Source organism: Kitasatospora sp. NPDC057904 (genome assembly GCF_042887925.1).
Taxonomy (GTDB): domain Bacteria; phylum Actinomycetota; class Actinomycetes; order Streptomycetales; family Streptomycetaceae; genus Kitasatospora.
Genome location: NZ_JBHVOL010000012.1, coordinates 237,111 through 251,084, shown reverse-complemented (window position 1 = coordinate 251,084; position 13,974 = coordinate 237,111). Strand labels below are relative to the sequence as shown.

Sequence of the window (13,974 nt, the reverse complement as noted above, 5' to 3'; positions counted from 1 at the left end):
CTCAGGAGGACTCAGTGGCGAAGGCGAAGTTCGAGCGGACGAAGCCCCACGTCAACATCGGCACCATCGGTCACATCGACCACGGTAAGACCACGCTGACCGCGGCCATCACCAAGGTGCTGCACGACGCGTACCCGGACATCAACCCCTTCACGCCGTTCGACCAGATCGACAAGGCCCCGGAGGAGCGTCAGCGCGGTATCACCATCTCGATCGCGCACGTCGAGTACCAGACCGAGGCGCGTCACTACGCCCACGTCGACTGCCCGGGTCACGCTGACTACATCAAGAACATGATCACCGGTGCCGCCCAGATGGACGGCGCCATCCTGGTGGTCGCCGCCACCGACGGCCCGATGCCGCAGACCAAGGAGCACGTCCTCCTGGCCCGCCAGGTCGGCGTCCCCTACATCGTCGTCGCCCTGAACAAGGCCGACATGGTGGACGACGAGGAGATCCTGGAGCTCGTCGAGCTCGAGGTCCGTGAGCTCCTCTCCGAGTACGAGTTCCCGGGCGACGACCTGCCGGTCGTCCGCGTCTCCGCGCTGAAGGCGCTGGAGGGCGACAAGGAGTGGGGCGAGAAGCTCCTCGGCCTGATGCACGCCGTGGACGAGGCCATCCCGACCCCGGCCCGCGCCGTGGACCAGCCGTTCCTGATGCCGATCGAGGACGTCTTCACGATCACCGGTCGTGGCACCGTCGTCACCGGCCGCATCGAGCGCGGCATCCTCAAGGTCAACGAGACTGTCGACATCATCGGCATCAAGGAGACCAAGACCACCACCACGGTCACCGGCATCGAGATGTTCCGCAAGCTGCTCGACGAGGGCCAGGCCGGTGAGAACGTCGGTCTGCTGCTCCGCGGCATCAAGCGCGAGGACGTCGAGCGCGGCCAGGTCATCATCAAGCCGGGTTCGGTTACCCCGCACACCGACTTCGAGGCCCAGGCCTACATCCTGTCGAAGGACGAGGGTGGCCGCCACACCCCGTTCTTCAACAACTACCGCCCGCAGTTCTACTTCCGCACCACCGACGTGACCGGCGTCGTGACCCTCCCCGAGGGCACCGAGATGGTCATGCCGGGCGACAACACCGGCATGACGGTCGCGCTGATCCAGCCGATCGCCATGGAGGAGGGCCTGAAGTTCGCCATCCGTGAGGGTGGCCGCACCGTCGGCGCCGGCCAGGTCACCAAGATCATCAAGTAATTGATGTTCTGACCTGCCTGCCTCGTACAGGCCAGTCCGAAGGGCCCCGCACACTCCAGGGTGTGCGGGGCCCTTCGGCGTGTCGGCTGGCATCCGGGGCACCGGTGTGGGTGGGGGCTTTCCACGCCGGATAGACTGGGGCACCCGCAGCCGTCGCCAGAGCGAGGCTGACCGTGGCTCTCTTCGCCCCACTCGCCGAAAGCGCTCCGGAATGACCTCTGCTCCGCTTCTGACGAAGCCCTCGTTGCTCCGGCGCCGTGCCTCGGCCCGGACCGGCGAATCCGGCACCCTCAAGCCGAAGCGCCCCCGCCTCTACGCGCTGGACGGCATGCGGCTGTTCGCCGCCCTCAGCGTGATGTCCTTCCACTGGACGGCCTACGTGGGCATCGCGGGCGTCTGGCAGGGGGTGACCCCCAAGCAGGCGCTGCCACTGGTGAACCGCATGGCGGCGTACGGCTGGCTCGGCGTCGAGCTGTTCTTCGTGATCAGCGGCTTCGTGATCTGCATGAGCTGCTGGGGGAAGCGACCGGGCGAGTTCTTCGTCTCCCGGGTGGTCCGGCTCTACCCGGCCTACTGGGCCGGCATCGCGCTGACCAGCCTGGTGGTGCTCAACTTCAAGCACTTCGCCCGGCTCGGTGCCGCGGACGGGCTCAACCTGACCACGATCCTCGGCAACCTGACGATGCTGCAGACCCCGCTCGGGATGCGGCACGTCGACGGCGTGTACTGGACCCTCTGGGTCGAGATGCGGTTCTACCTGCTGTTCGCCATCGTCGTGGCGACCGGCCTCACCTACCGCAAGGTGGTGGCGTTCTGCGGGATCTGGACCATCTTCGCGGTCCTCGCCCCGCAGGCCGGGATACCGCTGCTGACCACGATGGCCATGCCGAACGAGTCGCCGTTCTTCATCGCCGGTGTCGGCATGTTCCTCATGTACAAGTTCGGGTCGAACCTGCTGCTCTGGGGCATCGTCGGCTTCTCCTGGATCCTCGCGCTGACCAGGCTGAACTCCATCAAGGACATGTACGTCAACGTCCTCGGCCACCCGCTCTCCTGGAACGTCATGGCGGCCGCGGTCACGCTGGCGTTCCTGCTGGTCCTGGGCGCGGCACTGGGCTGGTTCGACTGGGTGCAGTGGAAGTGGCTGACCGTCGCGGGCGCGCTGACCTACCCGCTGTACCTGATCCACCAGGAGGTCGGCTGGACGCTGATCCACTTCCTCCTCACCCGGGGCCTCGGCGTCAAGGCGGCCCTGCTCGCGGCGCTGGCCACGGTCCTGGTCACCGCCTGGCTGATCCACCGGCTGGTCGAGAAGCCGCTGTCGAAGGTCCTCAAGAAGGCCCTGGACCGGTCCATGGCGACCCTGCGCCAGGTCTCGGACGAACCTGCCCCCCGCCGCCCCTGAACGGTGGGCTCCTCGATGAATGCTCCGCCCAAGAAGCATTCATCGAGAGGTAAAAACCTGCTGCTAGCCTGGCCGTCACCAGGGCCCCGGCACTGATCGAACATCCCCATTCACAAGGAAACAGGCGACAACTGATGTTCACCGCAGCTGTATCGGCAGAGCCGGAGGCCACCAGGCCGGCGCCGCTGTTGTCGGTCGTCATGCCGATCTACAACGAGCAGGAGGCGCTGCCCCTGACCGTTGAGCGGCTGCGTCCGATCCTCGACGACCTCGGCATCAGCTACGAGGTCGTCGGCATCGACGACGGCAGTACCGACGCGACCCCGGCGCTCATGCAGAAGATCCACCAGGACTGGCCGGAGTTCCGCATCGTCCGCTTCGCGCGCAACTCCGGGCACCAGGCGGCACTGACCGCGGGCATCCACCGCGCCTTCGGCGACTACGTCGTGTCGATCGACGCCGACCTGCAGGACCCGCCGGAGAAGATCCCCGAGATGCTCTCGCTCGCGCGCGAGCAGAACCTCGACATCGTCTACGGCGTGCGCGGCGACCGCGGCACCGACACCGTGTTCAAGCGGCGCACGGCCGGCGCCTACTACTGGCTGATGCGCAAGCTCGTCGGCAAGAAGATGCCCAACCAGGCCGGTGACTTCCGCCTGCTCAGCCGGGCCGCCGTCGAGGCCCTGAAGGCGCTGCCCGAGCACCAGCCGGTCTACCGCCTGCTCGTGCCGTGGCTGGGCTTCCCGAGCGGCGAGGTCGTCTACGTGCGCGAGGAGCGGGTCGCCGGCAGCACCCACTACCCGCTGTCGAAGATGCTCCGCCTGGCCATCGACAGCATCACCAACTTCTCGGCCGCCCCGCTGCGGCTCGCCACCTGGCTCGGCGTGCTGAGCTTCGTGCTCTGCTTCGGCCTCGGCGTCTACACCACCGTCGCGTACGCGCTCGGCAAGACCGTGCCCGGCTGGTCCTCGCTGTTCATCGGGATGCTCTTCCTCGGCGCCGTCCAGCTGATCTGCATGGGTCTGCTCGGCGAGTACGTCGGCCGGATCTACTCGGCGGCCCAGGCGCGACCGGCCTACTTCGTGGGCTACGACTCGGCCGACGGCCGCAGCGCGAAGCCGGCGAAGGTCTCCGAGTTCGTGGCGTGAGCGCGAGTCCGGTCCCGCCCGGACCGGACTCCGCCACCGACCGCCGTGACCCCGACGCCGAGCCCGCAGGAGAAAGAACACGCAATGGGCACCACTGACAGCACCGCACCCGCTCTCGGGACGCCGTCCGCGGCCGAGGGGCGGGTCGGCGCGTCGGTGTCCGGCACCGCCCGGCCCGGCACCGGCGCGCGACTGGTGCGGTTCCTGCCGGCGCTGGCCGCGTACGCCCTGCTGGTGGCCCTGCTCCTGGCCTCGGACACCTCCGTCTCGGACGTCGCGCGCTACACCTTCTACGTGCTCTGGGGCGTCCTGCTGCCGGGCACCCTGGTGTTCCGGGCCCTGCGCCGCCGGCCGCACACCCTGGTCGAGGACCTCGCCTTCGGCGCCGTCGTCGGTCTCGTGCTGGAGCTGGCGGCCTGGGCGGTCCTGGTCGGGCTCGGCCTCCAGTCGGCCGCCACGGCGTGGCCACTCGCCGTGGTGGTCCCGTTCCTCGCAGTGCCGCGGCTGCGGCGGCACTGGTTCCCGCGCGGGTACCGGCGGACCTCGACGGGCTGGAACTGGTCCGTCGCCGGCATCGTCGGCCTCACGAGCGCCTACCTCTACGCGGCCGTCCTCAGCCGCAACCCGATCATCCCGGACACCGAGACCACCCGGCAGTACATCGACCTGCCGTACCTGCTCTCGCTGGCCGGCAACGCGAAGAACAACTTCCCGCTGACCTTCCCGCAGGCGGCGGGGGAGCCGCTGCACTACCACTGGTTCACCTTCGCGCACATGGCGATGACCGACCTGGTCGGCCACATCGACCTGCCGGTGGTCCAGATGCGGCTGATGGTGCCCGCGCTGGTCGCCCTCGCGATGGTGATCACCGCGGTGGTGGGGCACCGACTGTCCGGCCGGGCCTGGGCCGGACCGGTCGCGGCGCTGCTGGTGTTCGCGGTCGGCGAGTTCAACGCGGTCTACCCGAACAACACCCCCAACTGGACCTTCGGCGCGCCGCTGGTGCCGCTGATGTCCTGGGCGAGCCTGTCGCTGACCTACAGCCAGCCGCTGCTGATGGCGCTGATCGGCGTGATCGCGGACGTGCTGCGCGGCCGCGGCGACGAGGACGCGAGCGACGCGAACGAGGACGCGAACGGGGACGCCGGCGGTGCCGCGCGGGACCGGGCGCCGCTGCTCGGCCGGGGCGCCTACGTCCTGGTCGCGCTGTTCGCGCTGGCCTCCAGCGCGGCCAAGGCGAGCTCACTGCCCGTCACCCTGGCGGGCCTGGCCTTCGCGGGCCTGATGGTGCTCATCGGCACCCGGCGGATCCCGTGGGCGATCGTCCGGCTCGGCGCGATCGTGGCCGGAGCCCAACTGTTCGCCACCGCCGTGCTGTTCAAGTTCGAGAGCTACGGCCTGGAGGTCGTGCCCTTCGGCAACGTCCAGAAGTACTGGGCCGACCCCGCGCACACCAGGACCGCGGTGACGCAGGCGGTGGTCGTCGCGGCGACCCTGATCGCCTTCCTGCTCAACCACCAGCTCCGCCTGGTGGGCATGGTCCCGTTGATCTGGCGGCGCCGGCTGCGGCTGGAGCAGTCCCAGTGGTTCCTGCTCGGCGGCGCCCTGGCCGGCCCGGCGGTCTACCTGGTGGTCAACGGCTTCAACGCCAGCTACTTCACGCTGGCCGGGCTGCCGTTCGGCGTGCTGCTGTCGGCCTGGGGCTACTGCGAGGTCTTCGAGCGGGCCGCGCTGCCCGCCCGGGGCAAGGTCGCGCTCGCGGTCGGCACGCTCTCCTTCGTGGGCCTGCTGACGTACGGCATCTACCACTACGCGGGGGACTGGGCGACCTTCGCGCTCAAGGCGGTCGGCGACGCCAAGGGCACCAAGTCGTACACCCCGCTGGTGCCCGCACTGGCCGCCGCGGCCGCGCTCGCCGCCGTCGCCGTCGTCGTCGGACTGCTCTGGCGGGCGGCCGGGCGGGCGCTGCCCGGGCTGCGCCGGCGCGGCGGGCTGGTGCTCCTCACGGGCGCGCTCGTGGCCGGTGCGCCGTCGCTCCTGCTCGACGTCCAGCAGTCGAAGCACGTCGCCTGGGACGGCGCCTGGCCGCTGCCGGCCGGCCAGGTCGAGGCCGCGCGCTGGGTACGTGCGCACAGCCGCCCGACCGACGTCCTGGTCACCAACGACCACTGCCGCTCCGAGAACGACTGGGCGGTCCCGGGCCAGAACTGCTGGAACTCGCTCTCGTTCTGGCTCAGCGCCTACTCCGAGCGCTCGGTGCTCGTGGAGGGCTGGGCGTACTCGCCGCGGCTGATGTCGGAGAAGTCCGCCAGTTTCTGGGACCAGCCGCTGCTCAAGCTCAACGACGACGCGATCCACCACCCGACCGCCGACATCCTCCGGGAGCTGCGGGACCGGTACCACGTCCGGTACCTGGTGGCGGACCGCAAGCCGGCTCCGGAGTCGCCGCTCCTGAAGTCCCTCGCCACCCCCGTCTTCGACAACGGCCGGGTGGCCGTGTACGAGCTCTCCTGACCCGACAAGCAGATCGCATGGGTTCCCACATGGTTTCCACCAACGAGTCGACCGACGCGGCCACGGTGCCGGACGCCGCGGAGCAGGGCTCCGCCGGCGGCGGCAAGGCCAACCGCCAGATCCCGTCCTTCCTGGTCATCGGGGTGCTGAGCACGCTGTTCTACCTCGGGCTGTACGTCGTGGCCCGGATGGTGGTCAACCCCCAGGCCGCCAACCTGATCGCGCTCGCGGTGAGCGCCGTCGCCAACACCGCCGCCAACCGGCGGTTCACCTTCGGGATCACCGGCAGCGAGGGGGCGCTGCGCCACCAGCTGCAGGGGGCCGTCGCGTTCGTGATCGGGCTCGCGCTGAGCTCCGGCGTGCTCGCCCTGCTCGACGTGGCGGCCCCGCACGCCTCCAAGGTCGTCGAGGTCGGCGGCCTGATCGTGGCGAACGGCCTGGCCACCGTGGTCCGCTTCCTGCTGATGAAGGTGTGGGTCTTCAAGAAGTGATGCGGGCGGCCGAGCCGTCCCGGTCGGCGCTGCGGCGCAGCGGCCGGGGCGTCCAGCCGCGCAGCCGCGTGGCCGGTTCCTCGACGAGGTGCCAGGAGAGGGCGGCCAGCACGCCCGTCACGGTGAGCGCGCAGGCCAGGAAGCCCGGCCGGCCGTACGCGGCGCAGCCGACCAGGGCCAGGGCCTGCTCGACGGGGAAGCCGTAGATGTAGACCCCGTACGAGTAGTCGCCGATCCCGTCGAGGCGCCGGCACCAGCGGGGGAGCCGGGCTGCGGCCCAGAACAGCAGGTAGACCAGGGCCGGTTGGCCGAGGGCGCCGAAGGCGCCCCAGCGGAGCGTGGCGGCCAGCGCCACGGCGGAGGCCAGGGCGAGGCGGTCGTCCACCGGTATGCGTTCGGCGTGGAGCCGGCAGGCGGTGCCGAGCAGGAACGTGAAGGCCAGGACGGCGGCGAGGTGCCAGGTGAGCCGGCCGAGGAGCGGCAGGGTGGCGCCCGGTCCGCCGGCCGGGGGCACGTCCGGGGGCAGGTCGGTGGCGCCGGAGAGGATCAGCACCCAGAGCGCGAGCGCCAGCGCGGGGACGGCGGCCGGTCGCCGCAGCAGCCCGGCCAGGGCGAGCAGGGCGGCCAGGAGGTAGCACAGGAGCTCGTACTTGAGCGACCACAGGGCGCCGTTGAGGCTGCCGTCGAAGTTCGTCCCGGCGCGGATGCCCGTGGCGATGACTCCGGAGACGTCCCAGCCCGCGGTCGGGCTGCTGCTGCCGAGGCTGGTGACGTAGCTGAGCGGTCCGTCCGAGCGGTCCCAGAAGCCGGTGAGGGTGCCGTGCTGCCACCGGTAGAGCACGGGCATCAGGACGGCGGCGGACAGGAGCAGCGAGACCCAGAGCCCGGGGACGATCCGCAGGGCGCGGTGCCAGACGAACCGCAGGGTGCCGAGGCGCCGGGCGCTGCCGGTGATGACGAAACCGGAGATCGCGAAGAAGCCGAGGACCGCGCTCTTGCCCAGGTCGGTCTGCTGCCCGCTCCAGGACCACAGCGGGTCCTGGCGGCCCCAGCCGAGCGGGTAGACGTGCGACACCACCACGGTGGCGGCGAGCACCAGGCGCAGCGCCCCGAAGGCGTTCGCCCGGCCGGCGGTCAGGTCGGCGAAGGTCCCGCGCCGGAAACGCTCTCCGATGGCTCCCCCTCGTGCGCGGATGCGGGTGCGGCGCCCGGAGCCGTGCTCCGGGCGCCGCGGGACGACGGGTCGGCCGTTACGCGACCGGCGCGGTGCTCTGGGCGGTCCACAGCTCGCGGACGGCCTCGCGCAGGGTGCGGCGGGGGGTCCAGCCGAGGCTGTCGCGGGCGACGGTGACGTCGAGCTGCTGCCACTCGGTCTCCGGGCCGGTGCCGTCGGGGGCCGGGACCTCGGTGATCTCGGTGGGCACGCCGCTCTCCTCGATCAGGAGCTCGACCAGGTGGCGGGCGGTGGAGGCGGAGCCGGTGCCGACGTTGACGACCGGCGGGGCCGAGCGGTCGGCGGCGGCCAGCAGGACGGCGTCGAGGGTGTCGGTGAGGTCGACGAAGTCGCGCAGGGCGGTGAGCGGCTGCAGCGAGAGCTGCGCGGTCTCGCCGGCCGCGCGGGCGGCGTCGAGCTTGGCGGCCATGACGCCGAGCAGGCTGTGGCCGGGCTGGCCGGCGCCGACGACGTTGCCGAGCCGCAGCACGACGCCGGAGATCCGGCCGGCCTCGACGGCGCGCACGACGGCCTCGGTGGCGGCGAGCTTGAGCTTGCCGTACTCCATGACCGGGGCGGCCGGGTCGCTCTCGCGCTGGCTGGTGCCGACCGGGGCCATGCCGTACTCGTGGACGGTGCCGAGGTGGACCAGGCGGGCGGGGGAGGCCATGGCGGCGACGGCCTCGATCAGCCGCTCGGTGAGGACGACGTTGGCCTGGTACATCTGCTCGTCGTTCAGGCCCCACATGCCGCCGGCCGCGTTGACGACGGTGTCGATCCGCTCGCGGTCGAGCAGCGCGGTGAGCTCGGCGGGGTCGCCGTTGGAGAGGTCGAAGGCGACGAACCGGCCGGGCGCCGGCTCGGCCGGGGCCTTGCGGGCGAGGCTGAGCACCTCGGCGCCCTGCGCCAGGAGGCGGGCGCCGAGCACCCGGCCGATGAATCCGGTGCCACCGAGGACGGCCACCCGGGCCGGTGCCGTGTGCGGAGCGGTCATTGCGGGGACTCCAGGGGGTTCGTGGGTCAGCGGGGACGGCGGGCCGTGCTGGTGGCGTTGCGCAGCAGGGCCTTCGCACCGTCCCACTGGCCGGCGCGCATCGCGCCCGGGACCAGGGTGAGGGCGTGGATGCGGGCGGACAGGTGGATCCGGGCGGCGCGCGCCGCCCGCGGCCAGCCCTGCGCGTCGAGGCGGTCGGCGGCGTCGAGGAAGTAGCGCCGGGCCTCGGTGAAGCGGGTGCCGCTGAACGCGGACGAGGAGGAGATGCTGACGGCGTGCCGGCGGTACTGGAAGGCGCGGACGTCGTCGATGACCATCTGCTCGCCGGCCTGGAGGAGGTCGATGACCAGGGCGAGGTCCTGGATGATCTCCAGGTTGTCGCGGAAGCCGGTGGTCCGCACGGCCTCGGTGCGCCAGCAGATGGACGGGAAGTAGAGCCAGTTGCCCTTGAGCAGGCTGACGGCGAGCTCCTCGCCGTCCATCAGGACGCGGCCCTGCGCCTTGGGCGCGTAGATGCGGCGCTTGGACTCGTCGGCGAGCGAGGTGCTCGGCCGGCCGTCGCCGCCGATGACCTGGACGCCGGGCTGGATCATCGCGACGCCGGGGTGCTGGGCGAGGATCGAGCGGATCGTGGCCACGTAGTTGGGCAGCATGACGTCGTCGGTGCCCATGAACATCATGTGCTCGTGCTCGGCCATGCCCAGGCACTTGCGGTAGTTGCCGGTGACGCCGAGGTTCTGCTCGTTGCGGAAGTACCGCACCCGCGGGTCGCCGAGCTCCGCGAACCACTCCGGGACCCCGGGCTCCTTGCCGTCGTCCACGACGGTCAGCCGCCAGTCCGGGTCGGTCTGGGCCAGGACGCTGCGGACCGCCTCCTGCATCAGTGCGACGTCGCCGTAGTACGGAAGCAGGATTTCCAGAGTGGTCATGGTGGAGGCACATCCGGTGGTCGGGTTCGGGGCCTGCGGGCGGGAGCACGACCCCGCGGCGGGCCCATCATACTGAGCCCCGCGCGGCCCCCCGCCGACGGCGATGCCCGGACCGGGGCCGCTGCGGGCGGCCGGTCCGGGCACCGGTCGGTTCAGTTGGTGCGCAGGCCCTCGGTGTACGCCAGGCACTGCCGGTAGTCCGGCAGCAGGCCGCTCGCGATCGCCTCGGCGAGCGTGGGCGCGGCCGCGTCGCGGGCCGACAGCTGGGGGGCGTCGGCGGGCCACTCGATGCCGAGGTCCGGGTCGAGCGGGTGCACCGAGTGCTCGCCGGTCGGGTTGTACGTCTCGGAGCAGACGTACGACAGGGTGGCGTCGTCGGTCAGCGCGCAGAAGCCGTGGCCGACGCCCTCGGGGATGTAGACGGACTTGCGCTCGGCGTCGTCGAGGCGGACGAACTCCCACTTCCCGAAGGCGGGGGAGCCCACCCGCAGGTCGACGACCACGTCCAGGACGGCGCCGCGCACGCAGCTGACGTACTTGGCCTGGCCGGGCGGGACGTCGGCGAAGTGGATGCCGCGCACGACGTCCTTGGCCGACACCGACAGGTTGCCCTGGGCGAGCCGCAGCGGGTGGCCGACGACCTCCTCCAGGCGGTCGAAGCGGTACCACTCCATGAACAGGCCGCGCGGGTCGCCGTGCTGCTGCGGGGTGACCTCGAAGGCGCCGGGGATGGACAGTTCGCGGAACTTCACTTGGCCGCCTCCTCGTCGAGCAGAGCGACCAGGTAGTCGCCGTAGCCGCTCTTGCGCAGCGGCTCGGCCAGCTCGCGCAGCTGCTCGGCGTCGATCAGGCCGGCCCGCCAGGCGGCCTCCTCGATGCAGCCGATCTTGAAGCCCTGGCGCTCCTCGATGACCCGGACGAACTCCGAGGCCTGGACCATCGAGACGAACGTGCCGGTGTCCAGCCAGGCGGTGCCGCGGTCGAGGACGGTGACGTGCAGCTCGCCGAGCTTGAGGTACTCCTCGTTGACGGCGGTGATCTCCAGCTCGCCGCGGGCGCTCGGGGTCAGGCCGCGGGAGATCTCCACGACGCGGTTGTCGTAGAAGTAGAGGCCGGGTACGGCGTAGCGGGACTTCGGGGCGTCCGGCTTCTCCTCGATGGAGATGACCTGGCCGTTGTCGTCGAACTCGACGACGCCGTAGGCGGTCGGGTCGGCGACCGGGTAGGCGAAGACCATGCCGCCCTTGGGGTCGGTGCGCTGGGCGAGCCGGGTGCCGAGGCCGCTGCCGTGGAAGATGTTGTCGCCCAGGATCAGCGCGACCGGCTCGTCGCCGATGAAGTCGGCGCCGAGGACGAAGGCCTGGGCGATGCCCTCGGGCTTCTCCTGGACGGCGTACTCCAGCTTCAGGCCGAACTGGGAGCCGTCGCCGAGCAGGCGCTGGAACTGCTCCTGGTCCTGGGGGGTGGTAATGATCAGGATCTCGCTGATCCCCGCCATGACCAGGGTCGACAGCGGGTAGTAGATCATCGGCTTGTCGAAGACCGGGAGGAGCTGCTTCGAGACAGCCCGGGTCAGCGGCCAGAGTCGGGAGCCGGTGCCGCCGGCCAAGAGGATTCCACGCATGCCGAGCAGCTTATGTGAGGTCCGGGGGCGCTCCGGAAGCCCCCGTCGGCCCGGGGTCCGGGGTTCGATTCACCCCGGTAGACTGCCCGCACTATGCGCATCCTCGTCACCGGCGGCGCCGGCTTCATCGGTTCAGAGTTCGTCCGCCAGCTGCTCGGCGCCGACGCAACGGATCAGATCACCGTCTTCGACAAGCTCACCTACTCGGGCGTCGAGGCCAACCTGGCCCCGGTCGCCGACCACAGCGGCTACGCCTTCGTGCGCGGCGACATCTGCGACGCCGACGCCGTCGACCAGGTGATGCCCGGACACGACGTGGTCGTGCACTTCGCGGCCGAGTCGCACGTCGACCGCTCGATCGAGGGCGCCGGCCCGTTCGTGGTGACCAACGTCCTCGGCACCCAGGTGCTGCTGGACGCGGCCCGCAAGCACGGCGTCGCCCGCTTCGTCCACGTCTCCACCGACGAGGTGTACGGCTCGATCTCCGAGGGCTCGTGGACCGAGGAGTGGCCGCTCGCCCCGAACTCCCCGTACTCCGCCTCCAAGGCCGGTTCCGACCTGCTGGCGCTCGCCTACCACCGCACCCACGGCATGGACGTGGTGGTCACCCGCTGCTCCAACAACTACGGGCACTACCAGTTCCCGGAGAAGGTCATCCCGCTGTTCACCACGAACCTGCTGGACGGCAAGAAGGTGCCGCTGTACGGCACCGGCGGCAACATCCGCGACTGGCTGCACGTCTCCGACCACTGCCGCGGCATCGAGCTCGCCATGCGCAAGGGCCGCGCCGGCGAGGTCTACAACATCGGCGGCGGCACCGAGCTGACCAACAAGGAGCTCACCGAGCTGCTGCTCCAGGCCGCGGGCGCCGACTGGTCGTCCGTGGAGCCGGTCGCCGACCGCAAGGGCCACGACCTGCGCTACTCGCTGGACATCACCAAGATCAGCGAGGAGCTCGGCTACGCCCCGCAGGTCCGCTTCGAGGACGGCCTCGCGGCCACCATCGCCTGGTACCGCGAGAACCGCGCCTGGTGGGAGCCGCTGAAGGCCAAGGCCGCGCTGCGATGACGAACCCGGTGGCCAGGCTGCTGGGGGCGCTGCCCCCCGGCGTGCGGCTCGTCGCGGGGGGCACCGTCGTGCTCGGTGCCTCCTCGTACATCTTCCTGGCGCTCGCCGGGCACGGCCTGGACACCACGCAGGTGGCCGGCGTCTCCATGCTGTGGACGCTGGTCATGTCGGTCGGGTACGGCCTGTTCTCGCCGGTCGAGCTGGAGCTGAACCGGCTGGTGGCCGCCCGCGACGTGGCCGGCCACGGCCCCGGCCCGGCCATCCGCCGGGTGCTGCTGGCCACCGCCGCCGTGCTGGCCGTCGTGCTGGCCGGCGTCGCGGTGGCGGCCCGCCCGATCGCGGACCGCTTCTTCTCCGGCGACATCGGCCTGGTGGCCGGCATGGGCGGCGCCCTGGTCGGCCTGGCCGTCAGCTCGGTGGCCCGCGGCGCGCTGGCCGGCCTCGGCCGGTTCGGCTCCTACGGCCTCCAGCTGGGCGTCGACGGCGGTCTGCGGATCGGCCTGGCCGCGCTGATCCCGCTGTTCGGCGTGCACTCGGCGTTCGCGTTCAGCCTGATCCTCGTCGTGGCGCCGCTCGCCGCCTCGGTGATCGGGATGCGCTCGGTGCTCGCCGACCGGCGCGGCGGCCCGGCCCCGGCCTGGCGCGACGTCGTCACCGGGCTCGGCCTGCTGACCGGCTCGACGCTGCTCGCGCAGCTCATGGTCAACGCCGCGGTGGTGAGCGTGGGCGTGCTCTCGCCCTCCTCCAAGGCGCTGATCGCCGCGCTGCTCAACGCGGTGGTGCTGGCCCGGGTGCCGCTCTTCGCGTACGCGGCCATCCAGGCCTCGCTGGTCTCCTCGCTGTCCGGCGCCGCGGCGGCCGGCAACCACGGGGAGTTCCGCAAGGTCCTGCTGCGCACCGGCGGCATCGTCGCCCTGATGTGCACCGCGGCCGGCGTGCCGACGGTGATCCTCGGCCCGTGGGCGATCCGGCTGTTCTTCAAGGCGCAGGACGTGCTCGGCTCGGCCGACTTCCTGTGGCTGTCGCTCGGCACGCTCTGCTACATGCTCGCGACCGTCTTCGGCCAGGCGCTGCTCTCGCTCGGCCGCCACCAGCGGCAGCTGCTGTCCTGGCTGGCCGGCACGGTGGTGCTCGTCGCCGTCACCGCGGTGCCGGGGGCGATCGCGACCCGCGTCGAACTGGCCTACCTGGCTGGTGCCGCGGTGAGCGCTGCTGCCATGCTGTGGGCGCTCGCGCGGTCCCTGACGGCTCCGGCCGCGACCGCCGTGGAACCGGGTGCAACCATGGCGGCGCGTCAGTCGTCAGAAGTCTGACACCATCTGCGCGGGCCCCGTACAACCGGCGGCGGCAGTCCGTTCCGCCGCGCCTTTTAAACTGTCA

12 protein-coding genes are annotated in these 13,974 nt (G+C 71.4%); 7 read left to right on the top strand and 5 right to left on the bottom strand.

Annotated features, from left to right (window positions below; genetic code table 11):
- Nucleotides 1-14: 14 nt before the first annotated feature.
- The 5 genes from tuf (at nucleotide 15) to ACFVSN_RS28775 (ending at nucleotide 6,766) form a co-directional block, all read left to right on the top strand.
- On the top strand, nucleotides 15-1,208 hold the full coding sequence (gene tuf / locus ACFVSN_RS28795) for an elongation factor Tu (RefSeq protein ID WP_380435887.1): 1,194 nt from the start codon (nucleotides 15-17) through the stop codon (nucleotides 1,206-1,208).
- 244 nt (nucleotides 1,209-1,452) lie between these two features.
- A complete protein-coding gene (locus tag ACFVSN_RS28790; RefSeq protein WP_380502159.1) occupies nucleotides 1,453-2,613 on the top strand; it encodes an acyltransferase family protein in 1,161 nt (386 codons plus the stop codon).
- Between the two features lie 134 nt (nucleotides 2,614-2,747).
- Nucleotides 2,748-3,761 carry a glycosyltransferase family 2 protein gene (locus ACFVSN_RS28785; RefSeq protein WP_380435891.1) on the top strand — a complete coding sequence of 338 codons (1,014 nt, stop codon included), beginning with the start codon at nucleotides 2,748-2,750 and terminating at the stop codon, nucleotides 3,759-3,761.
- An 84-nt stretch (nucleotides 3,762-3,845) separates the two neighbouring features.
- Nucleotides 3,846-6,275 (top strand): hypothetical protein, encoded by a 2,430-nt coding sequence (locus ACFVSN_RS28780; RefSeq protein WP_387956823.1) that lies wholly within the window; start codon nucleotides 3,846-3,848, stop codon nucleotides 6,273-6,275.
- A 17-nt stretch (nucleotides 6,276-6,292) separates the two neighbouring features.
- A complete protein-coding gene (locus ACFVSN_RS28775) occupies nucleotides 6,293-6,766 on the top strand; it encodes a GtrA family protein (protein ID WP_387592759.1) in 474 nt (157 codons plus the stop codon).
- On the opposite strand, the gene ACFVSN_RS28770 is transcribed toward ACFVSN_RS28775, so the two are convergent.
- From ACFVSN_RS28770 to rfbA, 5 genes are all read right to left on the bottom strand, one after another.
- A complete protein-coding gene (locus ACFVSN_RS28770) occupies nucleotides 6,756-7,862 on the bottom strand; it encodes an acyltransferase family protein (RefSeq protein ID WP_387592762.1) in 1,107 nt (368 codons plus the stop codon). The two genes, ACFVSN_RS28775 and ACFVSN_RS28770, sit on opposite strands and share 11 nt — an antisense overlap.
- Nucleotides 7,863-8,016: 154 nt before the next feature.
- Nucleotides 8,017-8,973 carry an NAD(P)-dependent oxidoreductase gene (locus ACFVSN_RS28765; RefSeq protein ID WP_380435899.1) on the bottom strand — a complete coding sequence of 319 codons (957 nt, stop codon included), beginning with the start codon at nucleotides 8,971-8,973 and terminating at the stop codon, nucleotides 8,017-8,019.
- 26 nt (nucleotides 8,974-8,999) lie between these two features.
- Complete coding sequence (locus ACFVSN_RS28760) at nucleotides 9,000-9,902, bottom strand: glycosyltransferase family 2 protein (RefSeq protein WP_380496042.1); 903 nt, start codon at nucleotides 9,900-9,902, stop codon at nucleotides 9,000-9,002.
- 152 nt (nucleotides 9,903-10,054) lie between these two features.
- A complete protein-coding gene (rfbC, locus tag ACFVSN_RS28755; RefSeq protein ID WP_387956822.1) occupies nucleotides 10,055-10,654 on the bottom strand; it encodes a dTDP-4-dehydrorhamnose 3,5-epimerase in 600 nt (199 codons plus the stop codon).
- Complete coding sequence (gene rfbA, locus ACFVSN_RS28750) at nucleotides 10,651-11,526, bottom strand: glucose-1-phosphate thymidylyltransferase RfbA (protein ID WP_359962247.1); 876 nt, start codon at nucleotides 11,524-11,526, stop codon at nucleotides 10,651-10,653. The genes rfbC and rfbA overlap by 4 nt, the downstream gene beginning before the upstream one ends.
- A 93-nt stretch (nucleotides 11,527-11,619) precedes the next feature.
- On the opposite strand from rfbA, the gene rfbB reads away from it, so the two are divergent.
- The gene (gene rfbB / locus ACFVSN_RS28745; protein WP_380435905.1) at nucleotides 11,620-12,594 is read left to right on the top strand and encodes a dTDP-glucose 4,6-dehydratase; all 975 of its coding nucleotides are present in this window, start codon (nucleotides 11,620-11,622) and stop codon (nucleotides 12,592-12,594) included.
- The gene (locus ACFVSN_RS28740; protein ID WP_380435907.1) at nucleotides 12,591-13,907 is read left to right on the top strand and encodes a hypothetical protein; all 1,317 of its coding nucleotides are present in this window, start codon (nucleotides 12,591-12,593) and stop codon (nucleotides 13,905-13,907) included. The genes rfbB and ACFVSN_RS28740 overlap by 4 nt, the downstream gene beginning before the upstream one ends.
- The last annotated feature ends 67 nt before the right edge of the window (nucleotides 13,908-13,974 follow it).